This is a genomic window from Wolbachia endosymbiont (group A) of Beris morrisii (genome assembly GCF_964028185.1).
In the GTDB taxonomy this organism is placed as follows: Bacteria; Pseudomonadota; Alphaproteobacteria; order Rickettsiales; family Anaplasmataceae; genus Wolbachia.
In genome coordinates this window covers 518,346-534,305 of record NZ_OZ034760.1, presented here as the reverse complement: position 1 = coordinate 534,305, position 15,960 = coordinate 518,346, and the positions used below count along the sequence as shown (strand labels likewise).

Genomic DNA, 15,960 nt, shown 5'->3' with positions numbered 1-15,960 from the left:
TATGAATTAAAATATTAATAAATGAATTATGATGTCTAATAATATACCTCAAAATACAGTCGAAGTAAGTAGCGTATATACCTACAAAGAGCTTAGTATAGATAAACTAAAGCATGAGTATGAAATCACAGTTAGTAGTGATTATATAAAACAAAAGGTAGATTCCAGGTTGCAGGAGATAGCAGAAAATGCAAAATTACCTGGATTTAGGGCTGGAAAGATGCCCTATGACCTTGTTGTTGCAAATTATAAAAACGAAGCTTTGGAATATGTGATAAATAATACAATTGATTATTGCTCAAGTGATTTGATGAAAAAAATTGAAGTCAAGTCTCACATTTATCCTAAGGTTGATGTTATATCATTACCAGATCTGGGCAAAGAAAATGAGGAGGGCAATTTTGTATACAAGCTATCTTTTGAGTCGATGCCTGAAGTACCGGCGATAGATCTTGACAAAATAAACTTAAAGAAAATTGAGGCAAAGATTGAAGAGGAAGATATAAAAGAATTTATTGATTCTATCAAAACAAAATTCCCCAATTTTGCCTCTGTTGATGATGCTTCTTATCAAGCGAAAGATGGGGATAAATTGATAATTGATTTTGAAGGGCGGATTAGGAATAAGCTCTTTCAAGGTGGAAGTAGCAAAAATTTTGCCGTTAATTTAGGGTCTGGCACATTTATTAATGGTTTTGAAGATCAATTAACTGGTATGAAAAAGGGAGAAACAAAGGACTTTAAGTTGAAATTTCCTGAAAATTACCAAGCCATTTCCCTTGCAGGACAGGAAGCTGATTTTTCTGTGCGAGTTAATGAGATTCAAATTGCCAAAGATTTTGAAAATGATGATGAAATAGCTAAGAGTATTGGTTTTAAAGATTATTCTTTGCTAATAAATCATGCAAAAAAAATGATTGGTGATCAGTGTACCGAAATGAGAAATCTCTTAATTAAAAAGGAGCTGTTTGATTATTTGGATGCTAATTATAGTTTTGATTTACCCACAGACATAGTAAAACAGGAGCAACAAAGAATGGAAGGAGAACTGGGTGCTCAAAATGATTCTCGTAAAGAAGCTGAAAAACGTGTAAAGCTTGCTATGTTATTTATGAAATTTAGTGCAGAACATAAAATATCATTAACTCAAAATGATGTTTTGAATGTTATTGTAAATCAATATGTCAGTAAGGATGTACCGTTTGACAGAGTACTTAAGCATTTTGAATCAAATAAACAATTTCAAGAATTAGTTAGAGGGCAAGCGCTTGAGTATAAAGTGACAGATTATATAATAGAAAAAGTTAGTAAAGAAGAGCAGATTATTTCTGTGAAAGAATTAAAGGAATTGTTTGGTAATATTTAATAGGAAAAGGTATGACTCTTATACCAATTGTAGTTGAACAAACTAGTCGCGGTGAGCGCGCTTATGACATATATTCAAGACTAGTGAAAGAAAGAATAATTTTCGTAACAGGTCCTATTGAGGACAACATGGCTAGCGTAATAGTAGCACAGCTTTTATTTTTAGAATCGGAAAATCCCGATAAAGACATTTGTATGTACATCAACTCACCAGGTGGTGTTGTAACTGCTGGTTTGTCGATCTACGATACAATGCAGTATATAAACCCAGACGTTTCAACTTTATGTATAGGTCAAGCTGCATCTATGGGTTCTTTATTGCTTGCAGCTGGTACAAAAGGTAAGCGCTACTCTCTACCTCATTCAAGAATTATGATACATCAGCCATCTGGTGGTTATCATGGTCAAGCAACTGATATAGAAATACATGCTAATGAGATTTTGCGAGTTAAGAAAAAACTAAATCAAATTTATGAAAAACATACTGGAAATTCACTGAAGAAAATTGAAGGAATGATGGAAAGAGATAAGTTCATGGATCCTGAAGAAGCAAGGAAAATTGGCTTAATTGACAAGGTGATAGCTGAGCGTACAGATATTGAAATTGAAAATACTAAAGTTAAACAAAAGGTGGGTTAATGGATAACAATAATGATTTACACTACTGTTCTTTTTGCAACAAGGCGCAAGATGAAGTAGATAAATTGATTACTAACTCTTCGGATGGTTTAAAGGTGTTTATTTGTAATGAGTGCATAGAATTATCCCATAAAGCAATAAGTCAAAAGAAAGATAGATCTTTTAATTCAGATCGTATATCTGATATGAAGCTATTACTAAAGAAACCTGAGGATATAAAAAATTTTCTTAGCAAGCATGTTGTAGGTCAAGAACATGCGCAACATGTCTTATCTGTAGCTATGTATAACCATTGTCAATCCATGGCACAATTTCATGCTATAAGTGATATCGAAATCGAGAAGTCAAATATAATGCTTATTGGTCCCACTGGTTCTGGTAAGACTTTGCTGGCCAAAACACTTGCTAAAGTTTCAGATGTGCCATTTGCTATGGCTGATGCGACAACTTTAACTGAGGCAGGTTATGTGGGTGATGATGTAGAAAGCGTGTTGTCGCGTTTATTACAAGCTGCAAATTATGACGTTGCAAAAGCACAGCGTGGTATAGTGTTTATAGATGAAATAGACAAGATCACAAGAAAATCTGAAAGCACTTCAATAACCCGTGACGTTTCAGGTGAGGGGGTCCAGCAAGCTCTGCTTAAGATTATGGAGGGTACAGTTGCTTATGTTCCGCCACAAGGAGGGCGAAAACATCCACAACAAGAGTTTATACAAGTGGATACTAGTAACATACTGTTTATTTGTGGAGGAGCTTTTGAAGGCCTCGATAAAATTATTGAAGCGAGAAAAAAGGGAACATCAGTTGGCTTTGGAGCAGATATAAGTCAGTCTAAAGAGCAAAAGAAAAAAAATGCTTTACATGATGTTCAACCTGAAGATTTAATCAAATTCGGTTTAATACCCGAATTTGTAGGGCGGGTTCCAATAACTGCTGTTTTAGATGAGCTGGATCATGAAGATTTAATACATGTTTTGACAGAACCAAGAAATGCGCTAATAAAACAGTACAAAGCATTGCTTGCGTTTAGCAAAGTAAACCTTGAGTTTTCAGATGAAGCAATATCAGCTATTGCTAAAAAGGCTATAAGTTATAAAACAGGTGCAAGAATGTTACGTGCTATTTTAGAGTCACTTTTGCTTGACATTATGTATACATCTGGAAACGGAGGCTTTGAAGGTAGCACTATAGTAATCACTAAGAAAATGGTAGAGTTAGGAAAAGCAACGGTTAATCATAATAATAATGGCAATGTTATAACGGTTAATGATTAATTTGAGGCATATATTATGAACATTGAACGTGCTGTGAGCTCTGGTTTTGCTGCATTGTCAGTATTACCTTTAAGAGATGTAGTAATTTTTCCAAATATAATGGTGCCTTTATTCATAGGCAGAGAAAAATCTGTTAATGCACTAGAGTATGCAATAAGTAGTAGTAGTCACCAAAATGAGATTTTTCTTGTAGCACAGAAAGATGGCTCTGTTGATAATCCAGAGCCAGAAGATCTTTATGAAGTAGGTGTGTTAGCAAACATTATACAACCATTAATAAAATTGCCTGACAATGCAGTAAAAGTTATAATCCGGGGGATAAGAAGGGGAAGAGTTGTAGAATATATTAGCTCTCATACTTTATTACAAGCCAGGGTAGAGTTAGACAATCATTATAAAGAAGATGAAGACAATATTGACTTAGAAGCTTTAAGGCGATCTGTTATAGACGCGTTCGATAGCTGGTGTAAGCTAAACAAGAAAAATCAGCCTGAAGTTGCCATTAACCCCATTGATCAAATCAAAGAAGTTGATCAACTTGTAGACACGGTAGCTTCACATTTAAATATAAAAGTATCGGATAAACAAAGCATACTTGAGGCTTATGACCCAAAAGAGCGTTTAAAAAAAGCTTTTGTTTTTATTGAGAGAGAAATAAGTATTTTGAACGCACAAAACCGTTTATATAAGACAATTAAATCGCAAGTTGAAAGCACTCAGAAAGTTTACTACCTTAACGAACAATTGAAAGCTATACAGAAAGAATTAGGTGAATTTGAGAATGGTGATGAAGGGAATATACTCAATGAATTTGAAAAAAAGATAAATGAAACAAAGCTTTCTCAGGAAGCAAGAGAGAAAGCTATAACTGATTTGAAGAGATACAAGAAAATGAATCCCATTTCTCCTGAAGCTACAGTTATATCTAGTTACTTGCATTGGTTACTTGATTTGCCGTGGGGAAAGTACAAAGATGCAAAAATTAACTTAAATGCAGCTAAAAAAATCTTAGATGAAAATCATTATGGCATAGAGAAAGTAAAAGATAGAATAATAGAATTTTTAGCAGTATTAAAAAGAGTAAAAGAGATAAAAGGTCCTATACTTTGCTTAGTTGGACCGCCAGGTGTTGGTAAAACTTCTTTAGCTAAGTCTATGGCAAGAGCAGTAGGAAGAGATTTTGTTCGCATAGCTCTTGGTGGTGTGCGTGATGAGTCCGAGATACGAGGGCATAGGAAAACTTATATTGGCTCAATGCCTGGTAAAATCATTCAACACATGAAAAAAGCTAATTCATGCAACCCGCTTTTTCTGCTTGATGAAATAGATAAGATGGGTTCTGATTCGCGTGGCGATCCTGCATCTGCATTACTTGAGGTTTTAGATACTGAGCACAATAAACACTTTACGGATCATTACTTGGAAGTTGAGTTTGATCTTTCAAGTGTAATGTTTGTAGCTACGGCAAACAGCTTAAATTTGCCACATCCTTTGCGTGATAGGATGGAAATTATACAATTGTCCGGGTATACTGAAGATGAAAAAATCAGTATTGCTACACACCACCTTATTCCGAAGTTAAAGAAGGAGCATGGTTTGTATCAGAAGGAATGGGACATAACTAATGAGGCGTTATACGAGTTGATACGTTTATATACACGTGAAAGTGGTGTGCGGAGTATGGAAAGGGAGCTTGCAAAGCTCATGAGAAAGGCAGTTAAAGAAATATTGACTGATAAAAATAAGAAAATATCCGTAGGAGTTGACAATTTACAAGATTATTTAGGGGTACGTAAATATACCTTTGGTATTGCAGAAAATGAGAGTTTGGTGGGAATAGTAACTGGGCTTGCCTATACTGAAACAGGTGGTGATATTTTGATGATAGAATCAGTCCTAATTCCGGGCAAGGGAGAAATAAAATACACAGGAAAGCTTGGAGAGGTTATGCAAGAATCTATAAAAGCTGCGTATAGTTATATTCGATCAAATTGTTTATTTTTTGGTATAAAGCCCGAAAAATTCCAAAATAATGATATACATTTGCATGTACCTGAGGGTGCTGTACCAAAAGATGGCCCTTCTGCTGGCGGCGCAGTATGTACGTCTATTGTTTCTCTTATGACAAATATACCAGTTAACAAAAATGTTGCTATGACAGGCGAAGTGACATTGCGTGGTAGAGTTTTAGCTATCGGGGGCTTGAGAGAAAAATTGCTTGCAGCGCTCAGAGGATCAATCAAAACTGTGATTATACCAAGTGAAAATGAGAAAGATATGCAAGAGATTCCTGCAAGCATCAAAGAGGGGATCAACGTAGTTTTTGCTAAGAATATTGATGAAGTTATGAAAGTTGCTTTAATGCACCCTACTACTCCAATTGATGGTGATGATAATCAAAATAGTGTGCCTTCCTCTATAGAAAATAAAGATGATACTTTTCCTATGTCGGAAACATTGAAGCATTAGATTAAGAAGATATTATACAATCTCCATTTCTCTTTTATCCGGCAAAAATCCACCAACTTGCGCATTCCATAGGGTCTTATACATTCCGTTTTTATCAAGAAGTTCCTGATGCATGCCATCTTCCACAATCTTGCCTTGATCAAGAACCAAAATACGATCCATATGCAAAAGCGTAGATAGGCGGTGGGCTATTACTATTGTAGTTTTATCTTGCATTAACTCCCATAGAGATTCTTGAATATTACTTTCAGTCACAGAATCAAGTTGTGAAGTTGCTTCATCCAGAATTAATATAGGAGCATTTTTTAAAATAGCTCTTGCGATTGCAATACGCTGCCTCTGTCCTCCTGAAAGTTTTACACCTCTTTCTCCAACAAGTGACTCATAACCTTGGGGTAATTTTGAAATAAACTCATGAGCATGTGCTTTTTTTGCCGCTTCAATTACTTCATCATCGCTAGCATCTGTTTTTCCATAGCGAATATTCTCCATCAAAGTCCTATGAAAAAGCGATGGATCCTGCGGAATCATGCCAATATTTTTGTGTAAAGAATCCTGGGTTACATTGCGAATATCTTGCCCGTCAATTGAAATTTTTCCAGATTGTACGTCATAAAGCCTAAGAATCAGGTTTACAAATGTTGATTTACCAGCACCTGAATAACCAACGAGTCCTACTTTTTGACCAGATTCAATTGTTATGGATTTGTTTTCAAATATTGGTTCTGCATCTTTATAATGAAAATGAACTTTATCAAAACTCATTTTCCCCTTTTTAACGACCAGATCTGCTGCGTTTGGCTGATCTTGGATTTCAGGGATTGAAGTAATTGTTCTCAAAGCCTGAGTAATCTTTCCCCATGATTTAGAGAATTGTGAGAAGTCTTTGGCTATCATCCAAAGAAAATTAGCTATTGCTATATTAATAGTCATAACAAAAGCAAAATCTCCAGCAGTAATTAATTCTTGTTCTCTTCCTTTAACTAAGAAATATAAATTAAGCATTTGCATGATTACAAATGAGAAACCATAGAAAGTGAAAATCCATGTATATACCCACTGAAGTTTTTGCTCTGCTTTAACAGCTTCACTATGAGTGGATTGCAAAGATAATTTCTCCTGGTATTGGCTTGCAAATAACCTTACAGACATGATGTTTGAGAATATATCTACCATTTTACCAGTAATGCTTGAACCAAGCTCTGACCATACACCTGCAAGATGTGTTATCTTTTTTGCAAGAAACAAGGAAGACAAAACAAATAATGCCGACCAAGTTAACATCAACAAGGCAAAGTAAATATTCACTTGCCATAAAAAATAAATCCCAATACCAAGCGCTAATGAGCGGCTTATGAACCTATCAACCGTAATTTGTACAATATCCGGAATATAATTTGTCAAATCATTAACCTTGTTGGCAAGGCTGCCGGAGAAGTTATTTTGGTAATAGCTATTATCCTGATTTAATAACATGGCAAGGCTTGATTCGGCAATATTTTTACGAAGATTGGGCAATCATTTTTATTTCAACGAAGTAGTTGTATAACCTGGCAATACACTCAAGTAAAAGTAATATTAGTACATAGGATATGGCAGGATTTGCTATATCTTGAGAAGATTGTTTGTGGCTGATACGATCTATAATGACTTTTATTAAATATGGACTAAAGGAAACATCAATAGCCCAGACTAATGCTGCTAATAACACTATAATAATGGGAAATGGGAATGGACGTAGCGTTTTCAGGATGAAGGATATGACTTGCTTTGTTGTTATGTCATTCATATTTTTTACTTATTCTATCTCCCAGTTTAATTCAAGTAGATGATAACAATCATATTATAATAGTCCTTTTCATGGAAACCTTTTCTGGTAGATTGCTTTCTAGAAAAACATTGGTCAAGGTGCCAACTGTGGTTTATAATAATATAAATCATGTCACAGTTAATTTGTGCTTATCAGAGCTGGAATAGAAGTATGTTTTATTTTATAAATTTTTTGCCTATTTTACTGTTCCTATTTCTTTTTGTAGGGAGTGGTATATATTTTACTGTTCTTGGCGTGTCAAATGCTTTTTATCAGTTATCTCCACTGGTAGCCATTGCTCCTGCCATAGCTCTGGGCTGGGTTTTATACAAGGGCAATACTGAAGAAAAAATGTATGCCTTTCTAGATGGGGTAAGAGATCGTAATATTATCACTATGTGCATCATTTTTTTACTTGCAGGTGCATTCAGTGAAGTAACTAAAGCAATCGGTAGTGCTGATGCCACAGTTAATTTGGCTCTTTCATTTATACCAACACAATTTTTACTCATAGGATTATTTTTTGTAGCAGCTTTCATCTCCACTGCTATTGGTACATCGATGGGTACCATTGCAACAATTGCTCCTATTGCAGTTGAACTGACACAAGCTGGGATTTCTCCTTCCTTAGGAGTTGCAACTGTTGTAGGAGGAGCAATGTTTGGCGACAATTTATCTATTATCTCTGATACTACAATTGCATCTGTGATGTCTCAAAAGGCTGATATAAAGAAAAAATTAAAACTGAATGCAAAAGTGGCACTAATTGCTTCTATATTCACAATAATTATATTATTTTATAGCTCAAGCAATAGTGCTGCTATTTCAGTTAAGGAGTATTCTTTATTGCTTGTGGCTCCTTACATCATACTTATATTGCTTGCAAACTTTGGAATCAATGTATTTACGGCATTGGTTTTAAGCATAACTTTTGCTGGAATTATTGGATTTATAAATAACAACAATCATGGTTTATTGTTTTTAAGCCAAAACATCACCAAAGGGTTTATGAGTATGCATGAAATTATGCTACTGTCATTGATGGTTGGCGGACTTTCAGGACTAGTAGGTAAAAATTCTAAGGAGCTTGCAGATAAACTTTCATCTTGGGTTATGATACAACGTGGTGGACAAAAAACTGCGCAATTATTTATTGCAAAAATAGTCAGCATATTTGATATTTTACTTGCAAATAACACCATCGCTATAATTTTTAGTGGTGAAATTGCTAGAGATATTGCTAAGAAATATGAAATACCGCCTCACTATAGTGCAGCATGGCTAGGCATATTTTCTTGTGTATTTCAAGGATTAATACCGTATGGCGCTCAATTGCTTTTGGCTAGCACTATTGCTGGAGTTTCACCTTTGGCAGTCATGCCACACGTATACTATTGCTATGTTTTAGGTATTATTGCAGTGTTATATATTGTATTGAACAAAATTGAGAAAAAAGATTGTGCTTAACATACAAGACAACGCTCCGCTCTGTAGAAAATGGATGTTCTTGGCAGTATGTGCCCTTGCTTGCTCTGGGTTACTGTCAATAATTGTTATTTTTTTACGACTGCCTTTTATCTCCTCTCTCATTCCTTCTGCACAATATATTTTTGATAATGCGCTGGTGATACACGTAAACCTGTCAATTTTGGTGTGGATGTGCTCTATAATATCTCTACTTCTTATCATAAACCTACAAAATACCAATAGTTGGTTTAACTTTTCATGGGTTCTATCAACCCTTTCGATGCTGCTGATGTTTATATCCGCATTCGTTCCAAATACTGAAGTTATTAAAAGCAATTATATTCCCGTATTACAAAACAAATTATTCTTATTTGGTCTTGGTTTGTTTACCACCAGTATATTAGTAAATGCAATGCTAGCATACACATCAAAAAAAGAGGTTTCATTTCTCTCTGTTGGGCAAATTGGACTGGTTATTATACTTGTTTCATCATTTCTTTGCTTTGTTTTAGCGTATCAAAATATGCCTCCAGGTCTATATCACTCGGATAAGAATTTGTTTTACGAATATCTCTTTTGGGGAGGCGGACATTTGCTGCAATTTGCTTTTGCTCAAGCAATGTTTTTAGTGTATTTAATGATGCTGAGTTTCAGTGATGTTAGTTTAGCTTCAAACAGTAAAATTACTATTTTACCACTATTTATAAACACAATTTTGGCTATGGGTGCACTGTTTGTATATTTTGTTTATCCAGTTGATAGTGCCAAGTTAATACAGTTTTTTACTTGGCATATGAGGATTGCTGGAGCAGTTTTGCCGTGCTTTTTGATAATATTAGTGTGCTGCAACATCAGAACTTTTATTAATGATAAAAGCAACTATTTATTACATTCATTTTTGTTATTCACTTATGGAGATGTGCTTGGAGTGCTGACTATTGAAGGAAATGTCACGATTCCCGCTCATTATCATGGTTCTGTAGTTGGGATCACTATAGCTTTTATGAATTTCATTTATTGGCTGTTACCTAAATTAAACTTTAAAGAGGTAAAAAACTCTATCGTAAAATTGCAGATTTATGCGTACAGTGTGGGACATTTTCTCCATATTACTGGACTTGTATGGCTTGGTGGATATGGTGCCTTAAGAAAAGTTGCAGATCTGCCAAGTATTTCATCAATGTTAGCACGCACGTGCTTCATTATAGGTGGCGCTATATCAGTTATTGGTGGAATGTTGTTCGTAATAATTGTGCTTTCACATCTGTTAAAAGGCAAAGCGCGTACCAACTGACCCATAGAAACGAAAAACTTACTTGACACCCTTTGCCAGCCCCCTTATCATGAAACTGAAGGTATTCAGTTATCTTCATCTGTGCAGATTAAACAGCAAGAAAACAACGTAGTTGGCGTCTTATTTTTAATTTTTTGCACTATGTGCACCTTATGTCTTCACAATATTTCTAGGTTTTTACCTATATAAGCTGAAACGCGCTTATAAGTCGTTTAAGACAGTATGTACGCCAATTTGCAGGATTAGAGAGTGAACACTAATTACCACGGGGTTTCTTTGCCTTTTTTTCTGCTTAGTAAATTTCTTAAACATTTAAACAAAGGTGAGTTGCATTTAAAAGCAGCTAAATTGCAGTGTTTAAGACTTAAAAAACGCCAATACTGAAAATAGACAATGACTAGGGCTTCTTTTGCCTTTTTTTTCATTTGGTAAATTTCTTAATGTTTATAGCTAAAAGAGCCCAAGAGAGGTGTCATTCCAGTGCCCCTGTGATGTCATTCCAGTGCTTGACACTGGAATCCAGTTTTCCATATAATCTCATCGAAAACGTTGTAACCACTTTCTATGCTAGTTTTCTTGTTTACAAGCAAACTTTCCTGGATCCCAGTGTCTGGGCACTGGGATGACACCATTCTTTTTCCTGGATTCCAAACTGGGATGACAGCTAGCCTGACAATCGTCATCCCGCTACTTGTTAGCGGGATCTAGAGATACCGTGACGGTATGACGGTTCGCGGCGGTATAGTAATTCGTCATCCCGCTGCTTATTAGCGGGATCTAGAGATACCGTGACGGTATGACGGTTCGTGGCGGTATAGTAATTCGTCATTCCGCTACCCGTTAGCGCCGCGGCGGTATAGCTATAGAATGACAAAAAAAGGGCACTGTGACGGACTTAAATCACAATTATCAGTTAATGCTAATCGCGGGTATCCGTTCAGCCAATGGCGTCAACTTAAGAGCTTTCATTAGCAAACTCTCCTAAAGACATGATGGCGTTTGGGCTTATCTACCTTGTTGCGGCTATATAATCGCCCTGGTCGGATCTTAACTTTAGCACGTATACTTGCTCTATCAAAAAGGGCTTGAAAGTTTTTTGGCGAACAATTTCCAACAAGCACTTGATAAAGTTTCTGTCTCATCACACCAAATAAAACTGAAAAATTTAAACGATACTCAGCAATTTGATCTGGGTTCCAAGGCCCTTGTGCATCACACATATGAAGCGATAATATATTGCACATGACCAAGTTTGCCCAAAATTCTTGTAATACAGCCTCTAAATTCACCCCAGAAAAATTCTCTAACTCTGCTCCTACTTTGAGTCGTTTATAGCACTCCTCTATGTGCCACCTTAATACATAAGCTTTACTGATATCTTCCAAAGTAAATTTTTCTCGATCAAAAAGTGAAGTCCTCTGTTTCTCCGTTGGCTAATGTCAGCACTATAACTCTTACTTTCTGTCCTTTCATTTTATTTTTTAGCTTTTCATTTTCTAATATAAAATCGAAATCTAATTCGCCAGATGCAATTCGTTCCCATAGCTTGCTATAATTTCTTTTTTGCAAGCGAAAAATAAAATCTACTTCCAAATCATAATGCTGCTGAATGAATTTTACTGAAGGATAACCACGATCATAGATAAATAATAATTTCTTTTGATTTAATGAACGCATTTGAGTGATAACTTCGGGTAATTGCTCTTCCGCCAACGTTTGTTCGCCTATATTCCAAGCCGCAAAGCGAGCACTGCAAATCAGTGAAGTACATAAATCAACAAACAAATTGCAAATGGTGGCATTGTGCCTGTTGTTCCATTTGGTTTAAAACGGCCAAACTCGGATACAATTTCCTCAGAGCTGGGTAATCTCATACCAGAACCATCTGCTGCAATAAGTCTATAGCCTCTCCAGCTCAGGTTCATCTTGATAGGCTGTTTGGATGCTTAGCTCCAATAACTCTTTAAAACCTGTATGATAAATCTTATATCTTGCTTTAGAAAAAGCTTGCTTTGAGGGTGGAACTTTACAAGTTAGTGGATCCATAAGTTCACATTCTATTCCCAAACTTTTTTTAACTAACTTTAAAATCATAGAAAATACTGTCGTAAAAGGGAGTTTTCTTGTTCGCGTGAAACTCAACACAATGGATTCTCTGAAAAGCTTTCGAGTATATTATATTTTTAATTTGTAGAATAAAATTTTTTCCTTTTTGCATGTTTCACCTAAAAAGGACACATTTTAAACTTCTTTGTTGAAATAAAATAGAAACAAAAGTGCTGTTTCCTGCGGCTTCTGGATAATTTAATGGTAAAAAATTTAGAGAGAAATTTTACACACTATCGCTTATATTTTTCCTTAAGTTGACGCCATTGCCTGAACGGATACGTTCTGTCGTATAGCTCTAACTGTTTTTAGGGGATAGAAAGGCTATATGGTTGCTAATATATTTTATTGCAAAATAAGCATTCTACATTATTTGCCAGCAAACAAAACTGCTCAATAGTTAAGTTTTCTGGACGTTCGTTTCCACTCAATTTAGCGTTTTCAAGGACAGTTTCAGCGTGGTTCGTTATATTTTGCAAGCTATTTCTCAGCATCTTTCTTCTTTGAGAAAAAACGACACGTGTTAATCTTGTTAAGGTTTCCAAATTTACTGCAAACTTTGGGGTAGGCAAAGGATTTACTGTAATTACTGAAGAATGTATTTTTGGTCTTGGAAAAAACTCTTTAGGTTCAATATCAAATTCCTTTTTTATATCACATAGCAACTGGCTTAGCACTGATAAGGAACCATAATCTTTAGAATTGGGTCTTGCCGTAATGCGATCTGCTACCTCTTTTTGAAACATTAATGTCAAACTCGTAAAAAATTTTATATTATTTAACCACTTTAAAAATAACACTACCGAGATATTGTAAGGCAAGTTAGCAATAACTTTGACTGGGCGCTCTATCAGCTCTTCTTCTATAACATGCAGTGCATCCGCTTCTATAATTCTATACTTTCCTTGATGCTCATTTAGCAGTTGGTCATGGTGTTTTACTAAATCTCTATCTTTTTCTATAGAAAGTAGAGACTTTGGATTATGCACCAATATTTCTCTTGTTAATGCACCATATCCAGGACCAATTTCAATGACATTAAAATTTTCCAGACTATCAGCTAAAGCGACGATTTTTTTTGTTATCTCACTCGATAAAATAAAATTTTGCCCTAGACTCTTTTTTGGCTTCAGTAAAAATTTTCTCATATTATTTTCATTATACAGTATTTTAAAAATCAGTTGACTAAAATCCATTGATAATTGTATATTATTAATGTGTTTAACGCCGGCTTAGCTCAATTGGTAGAGCAACTGACTTGTAATCAGTAGGTTGTCAGTTCAAGTCCGACAGCCGGCACTCTCGCCCATATAAGTAAAGTTGATGTCCTTTTTAATAGTAGCAAATTGGAAAATGAATGGAATGCGTTCTTCATTTGTTGACTTTATAGGCAAACTTAACAACAAGAGCAACGAAATTACCTCTAAATTAGTAATTTGCCCTCCTTTTACATCATTTCCAAGCAGTATAGAGTTGAACAATAATATTAATATAGGAGCACAGAATTGCCATCATAAAAAGTTCGGTTCTTACACAGGTGAAATTAGCGCAGAAATGTTAAAAGAACTAGGGTGTACTTACGTAATACTTGGGCATTCTGAAAGGGCCAATGAAAAAGATAGTGAAATAAAACTTAAGTCAGAAATAGCAATAGAATCAGGCTTACACCCAATTATCTGTGTAGGTGAAAATTCAGAAGATTATAAGAATGAAAAAACAAAAGAAGTAATAGAATATCAATGCAAAAACCGCTTGCCAACACACGGTGAATATACCGTAGCATATGAGCCAATATGGGCAATAGGTACAGGATGTGTACCAAGCAATGACGCAATTGCTGAGGTGATAGAGGTAATAAAATTGTGTACTGGTAAAAAACACATTATATATGGTGGTTCAGTCAGCTCAGAAAATATAGAAAACTTGCTCAGTATCTCAAATTTATCAGGAGTTTTAATTGGCAGTGCAAGCTTAGATTTCAATCACTTTTATAAAATTATACAACAAGTTGAAAAAAAGTTTTCTCTTATTAATTCTAAAAGTAGATAAAAGGGAATTACTCACTATAGGAATAGGGCTATCACGGGCGTCTCAGCAGATTCCGCTAACGCGTACTCCCTCGTCATAACGTCACGGTATCCGCTAACACGTAGCGAGATGACGGTTGTCAGAGTGACACTGGTTTCCATACAAAAGTGGTGTCATCTAAGTAGCTGACACTGATTTCCATCCAAGACGGTGTCATCCCAGTGCCCTGACTACTTGGATCCAGAAGACTTAATTTCAACCAAGTGGCTGCATAATAAAGGCTGGATTCCAGCGTCACGCGCTGGAATGACATCTTTCTTGGTGGACTCAAATCACAATGTTCGTACGGTTGTGGGCTTATAGCTAAAGTAATCTAGAAAATTAACGATATTTTATTCCCCGGTGAACGCTCTATTCTGTTTTCCAACTCTAGTTCTAAAAGAGCCATTAGAGCTATGTTGGTAGAAAGTCCGCTTGCTAATATAAGTTCATCTATATCAACAGGTACAGAGTTAATATGATCAACTATAACAGATTTTGCCTGCTGTAATTTTTCTTGTTTTTGGTTAACAGAATAGTGCTCAACATCAAATAGGTTTTTTTGCTGCGGAGGTAAACTAAACCTAACACTCTCTATTATGTCATCAGCGGATTCGATAAGCTTAGCACCGTTTTTAATTAAATAATTACTACCACTACAGCGTGAATCTAAAGGGAAACCAGAAACTGCAAACACCTCTCTCCCTTGATTTAAAGCAAAATCTGCTGTTATTAGAGAGCCAGAACGTTTCGATGCTTCAATCACTACAACACCCAGCGATAGACCAGATATAATTCGATTCCTCTGAGGAAAATATTGAGGCTTTGGTTTAGTAGCAAATGGAAGCTCAGTAATTACTAAACCACCATTCCCAGTGATTTTTTTGTATAGATCAAAATTCTCTTTTGGATACACCACATCAATTCCGCTTGCTGTAACAGCAATAGTGGGATGATTTTTGTATATTACACTGTTTGCTGCAGTATCGATTCCTTTTGCAAGTCCAGAAACAATAACAAAACCAGCTTCGCTTAAATCAAGTGCCAACTTATTGGCAAAATTTCTTCCATTCATTGAAGAGTTACGCCCACCGATTATTGCAATTATCTCACGGCTTAATAATGATATATCACCAAGTGCAGTTATTACAGGAGGACAACTAGAGATATTTCTTAAAAGATCAGGGTAATCTGGGTCACATGTGGGTATAATTTTAGCTCCAATTCTTTCTGCATTATTGATTTCTTCTCGTGCATCTTGAATGCCATACACCTTATTATTAGCCACCCTATTGAGATATTTTAACACCTCATCTAGCGATCCATGTGTTCTTAGTATACTAAAAAACTTTATTGGTCCTATAGTTCTAGCCAAGCTTAACCATACTTCTAATTCTTTGTTGTTCAATTTATTTATCTTCATAAAAGGCTTGAATTTCTTATCAATTTAGTGTACCCAAGATAAT

The 15,960-nt window shown here is 35.5% G+C and carries 14 protein-coding genes, 1 tRNA gene and 1 pseudogene; 8 read left to right on the top strand and 8 right to left on the bottom strand.

Annotated elements, in window-relative coordinates:
- Window positions 1-31 precede the first annotated feature (31 nt).
- From tig to lon, 4 genes are read left to right on the top strand one after another with little or no spacing between them, the layout of a single operon-like run.
- Entirely contained in the window at window positions 32-1,366 is a 1,335-nt protein-coding gene (tig, locus tag ABWU69_RS02675; RefSeq protein ID WP_265026637.1) for a trigger factor, read from the top strand.
- 11 nt (window positions 1,367-1,377) lie between these two features.
- Window positions 1,378-2,004, top strand: coding sequence for an ATP-dependent Clp endopeptidase proteolytic subunit ClpP (gene clpP / locus ABWU69_RS02670; protein ID WP_265035400.1), 627 nt, complete (start codon window positions 1,378-1,380; stop codon window positions 2,002-2,004).
- Complete coding sequence (gene clpX / locus ABWU69_RS02665) at window positions 2,004-3,281, top strand: ATP-dependent Clp protease ATP-binding subunit ClpX (protein ID WP_265035398.1); 1,278 nt, start codon at window positions 2,004-2,006, stop codon at window positions 3,279-3,281. The genes clpP and clpX overlap by 1 nt, the downstream gene beginning before the upstream one ends.
- Before the next feature lie 15 nt (window positions 3,282-3,296).
- Complete coding sequence (lon, locus tag ABWU69_RS02660) at window positions 3,297-5,750, top strand: endopeptidase La (protein WP_265035395.1); 2,454 nt, start codon at window positions 3,297-3,299, stop codon at window positions 5,748-5,750.
- A 12-nt stretch (window positions 5,751-5,762) separates the two neighbouring features.
- On the opposite strand, the gene ABWU69_RS02655 is transcribed toward lon, so the two are convergent.
- Window positions 5,763-7,268 carry an ABC transporter ATP-binding protein gene (locus ABWU69_RS02655; RefSeq protein ID WP_265035394.1) on the bottom strand — a complete coding sequence of 502 codons (1,506 nt, stop codon included), beginning with the start codon at window positions 7,266-7,268 and terminating at the stop codon, window positions 5,763-5,765.
- Window positions 7,252-7,539 (bottom strand): hypothetical protein, encoded by a 288-nt coding sequence (locus tag ABWU69_RS02650; protein ID WP_341812790.1) that lies wholly within the window; start codon window positions 7,537-7,539, stop codon window positions 7,252-7,254. Before ABWU69_RS02650 ends, ABWU69_RS02655 begins: the two co-directional genes overlap by 17 nt.
- Before the next feature lie 150 nt (window positions 7,540-7,689).
- Between ABWU69_RS02650 and ABWU69_RS02645 the strand changes: the two genes are divergently transcribed.
- Both ABWU69_RS02645 and ABWU69_RS02640 read left to right on the top strand, forming a co-directional pair.
- On the top strand, window positions 7,690-9,027 hold the full coding sequence (locus tag ABWU69_RS02645; RefSeq protein ID WP_265035390.1) for a Na+/H+ antiporter NhaC family protein: 1,338 nt from the start codon (window positions 7,690-7,692) through the stop codon (window positions 9,025-9,027).
- Window positions 9,020-10,321: a cbb3-type cytochrome c oxidase subunit I gene (locus ABWU69_RS02640; RefSeq protein ID WP_265025717.1), complete on the top strand. Its 1,302-nt coding sequence runs from the start codon at window positions 9,020-9,022 to the stop codon at window positions 10,319-10,321. The genes ABWU69_RS02645 and ABWU69_RS02640 overlap by 8 nt, the downstream gene beginning before the upstream one ends.
- Before the next feature lie 494 nt (window positions 10,322-10,815).
- Here ABWU69_RS02640 and ABWU69_RS02635 read toward each other — a convergent pair whose 3' ends face one another.
- From ABWU69_RS02635 to rsmA, 4 genes and pseudogenes are all read right to left on the bottom strand, one after another.
- Window positions 10,816-11,004, bottom strand: a complete 189-nt coding sequence (locus tag ABWU69_RS02635) for a hypothetical protein (RefSeq protein ID WP_265035613.1) — start codon at window positions 11,002-11,004, stop codon at window positions 10,816-10,818.
- Between the two features lie 11 nt (window positions 11,005-11,015).
- Window positions 11,016-11,150: a hypothetical protein gene (locus tag ABWU69_RS02630; protein ID WP_265035388.1), complete on the bottom strand. Its 135-nt coding sequence runs from the start codon at window positions 11,148-11,150 to the stop codon at window positions 11,016-11,018.
- Window positions 11,151-11,289: 139 nt separating this feature from the next.
- Window positions 11,290-12,539 (bottom strand): annotated as a pseudogene (locus ABWU69_RS02625) (IS4 family transposase).
- Between the two features lie 223 nt (window positions 12,540-12,762).
- Window positions 12,763-13,575 (bottom strand): 16S rRNA (adenine(1518)-N(6)/adenine(1519)-N(6))-dimethyltransferase RsmA, encoded by an 813-nt coding sequence (gene rsmA, locus ABWU69_RS02620; RefSeq protein WP_265025718.1) that lies wholly within the window; start codon window positions 13,573-13,575, stop codon window positions 12,763-12,765.
- Window positions 13,576-13,653: 78 nt separating this feature from the next.
- Between rsmA and ABWU69_RS02615 the strand changes: the two genes are divergently transcribed.
- Together ABWU69_RS02615 and ABWU69_RS02610 are read left to right on the top strand one after the other, a co-directional pair.
- Window positions 13,654-13,726: transfer RNA gene (locus ABWU69_RS02615), tRNA-Thr, on the top strand.
- A 24-nt stretch (window positions 13,727-13,750) separates the two neighbouring features.
- Window positions 13,751-14,476, top strand: a complete 726-nt coding sequence (locus ABWU69_RS02610; protein ID WP_264723698.1) for a triosephosphate isomerase — start codon at window positions 13,751-13,753, stop codon at window positions 14,474-14,476.
- Between the two features lie 118 nt (window positions 14,477-14,594).
- On the opposite strand, the gene ABWU69_RS08020 is transcribed toward ABWU69_RS02610, so the two are convergent.
- On the bottom strand, window positions 14,595-14,786 hold the full coding sequence (locus ABWU69_RS08020) for a hypothetical protein (RefSeq protein WP_410541783.1): 192 nt from the start codon (window positions 14,784-14,786) through the stop codon (window positions 14,595-14,597).
- 42 nt (window positions 14,787-14,828) lie between these two features.
- Entirely contained in the window at window positions 14,829-15,917 is a 1,089-nt protein-coding gene (gene dprA / locus ABWU69_RS02600) for a DNA-processing protein DprA (protein ID WP_353285357.1), read from the bottom strand.
- Window positions 15,918-15,960 lie beyond the last annotated feature (43 nt).

Excerpts from the sequence above, each read along its gene's own strand:
- tig (WP_265026637.1), top strand. The coding sequence starts at position 32 with ATGTCTAATAATATACCTCAAAATACAGTCGAAGTAAGTAGCGTATAT.
- clpP (WP_265035400.1), top strand. The coding sequence starts at position 1,378 with ATGACTCTTATACCAATTGTAGTTGAACAAACTAGTCGCGGTGAGCGC.
- clpX (WP_265035398.1), top strand. The coding sequence starts at position 2,004 with ATGGATAACAATAATGATTTACACTACTGTTCTTTTTGCAACAAGGCG.
- lon (WP_265035395.1), top strand. The coding sequence starts at position 3,297 with ATGAACATTGAACGTGCTGTGAGCTCTGGTTTTGCTGCATTGTCAGTA.
- ABWU69_RS02650 (WP_341812790.1), bottom strand. The coding sequence starts at position 7,539 with ATGAATGACATAACAACAAAGCAAGTCATATCCTTCATCCTGAAAACG.
- ABWU69_RS02645 (WP_265035390.1), top strand. The coding sequence starts at position 7,690 with ATGTCACAGTTAATTTGTGCTTATCAGAGCTGGAATAGAAGTATGTTT.
- ABWU69_RS02635 (WP_265035613.1), bottom strand. The coding sequence starts at position 11,004 with ATGACGATTGTCAGGCTAGCTGTCATCCCAGTTTGGAATCCAGGAAAA.
- ABWU69_RS02630 (WP_265035388.1), bottom strand. The coding sequence starts at position 11,150 with ATGACGAATTACTATACCGCCACGAACCGTCATACCGTCACGGTATCT.
- rsmA (WP_265025718.1), bottom strand. The coding sequence starts at position 13,575 with ATGAGAAAATTTTTACTGAAGCCAAAAAAGAGTCTAGGGCAAAATTTT.
- ABWU69_RS02610 (WP_264723698.1), top strand. The coding sequence starts at position 13,751 with ATGTCCTTTTTAATAGTAGCAAATTGGAAAATGAATGGAATGCGTTCT.
- dprA (WP_353285357.1), bottom strand. The coding sequence starts at position 15,917 with ATGAAGATAAATAAATTGAACAACAAAGAATTAGAAGTATGGTTAAGC.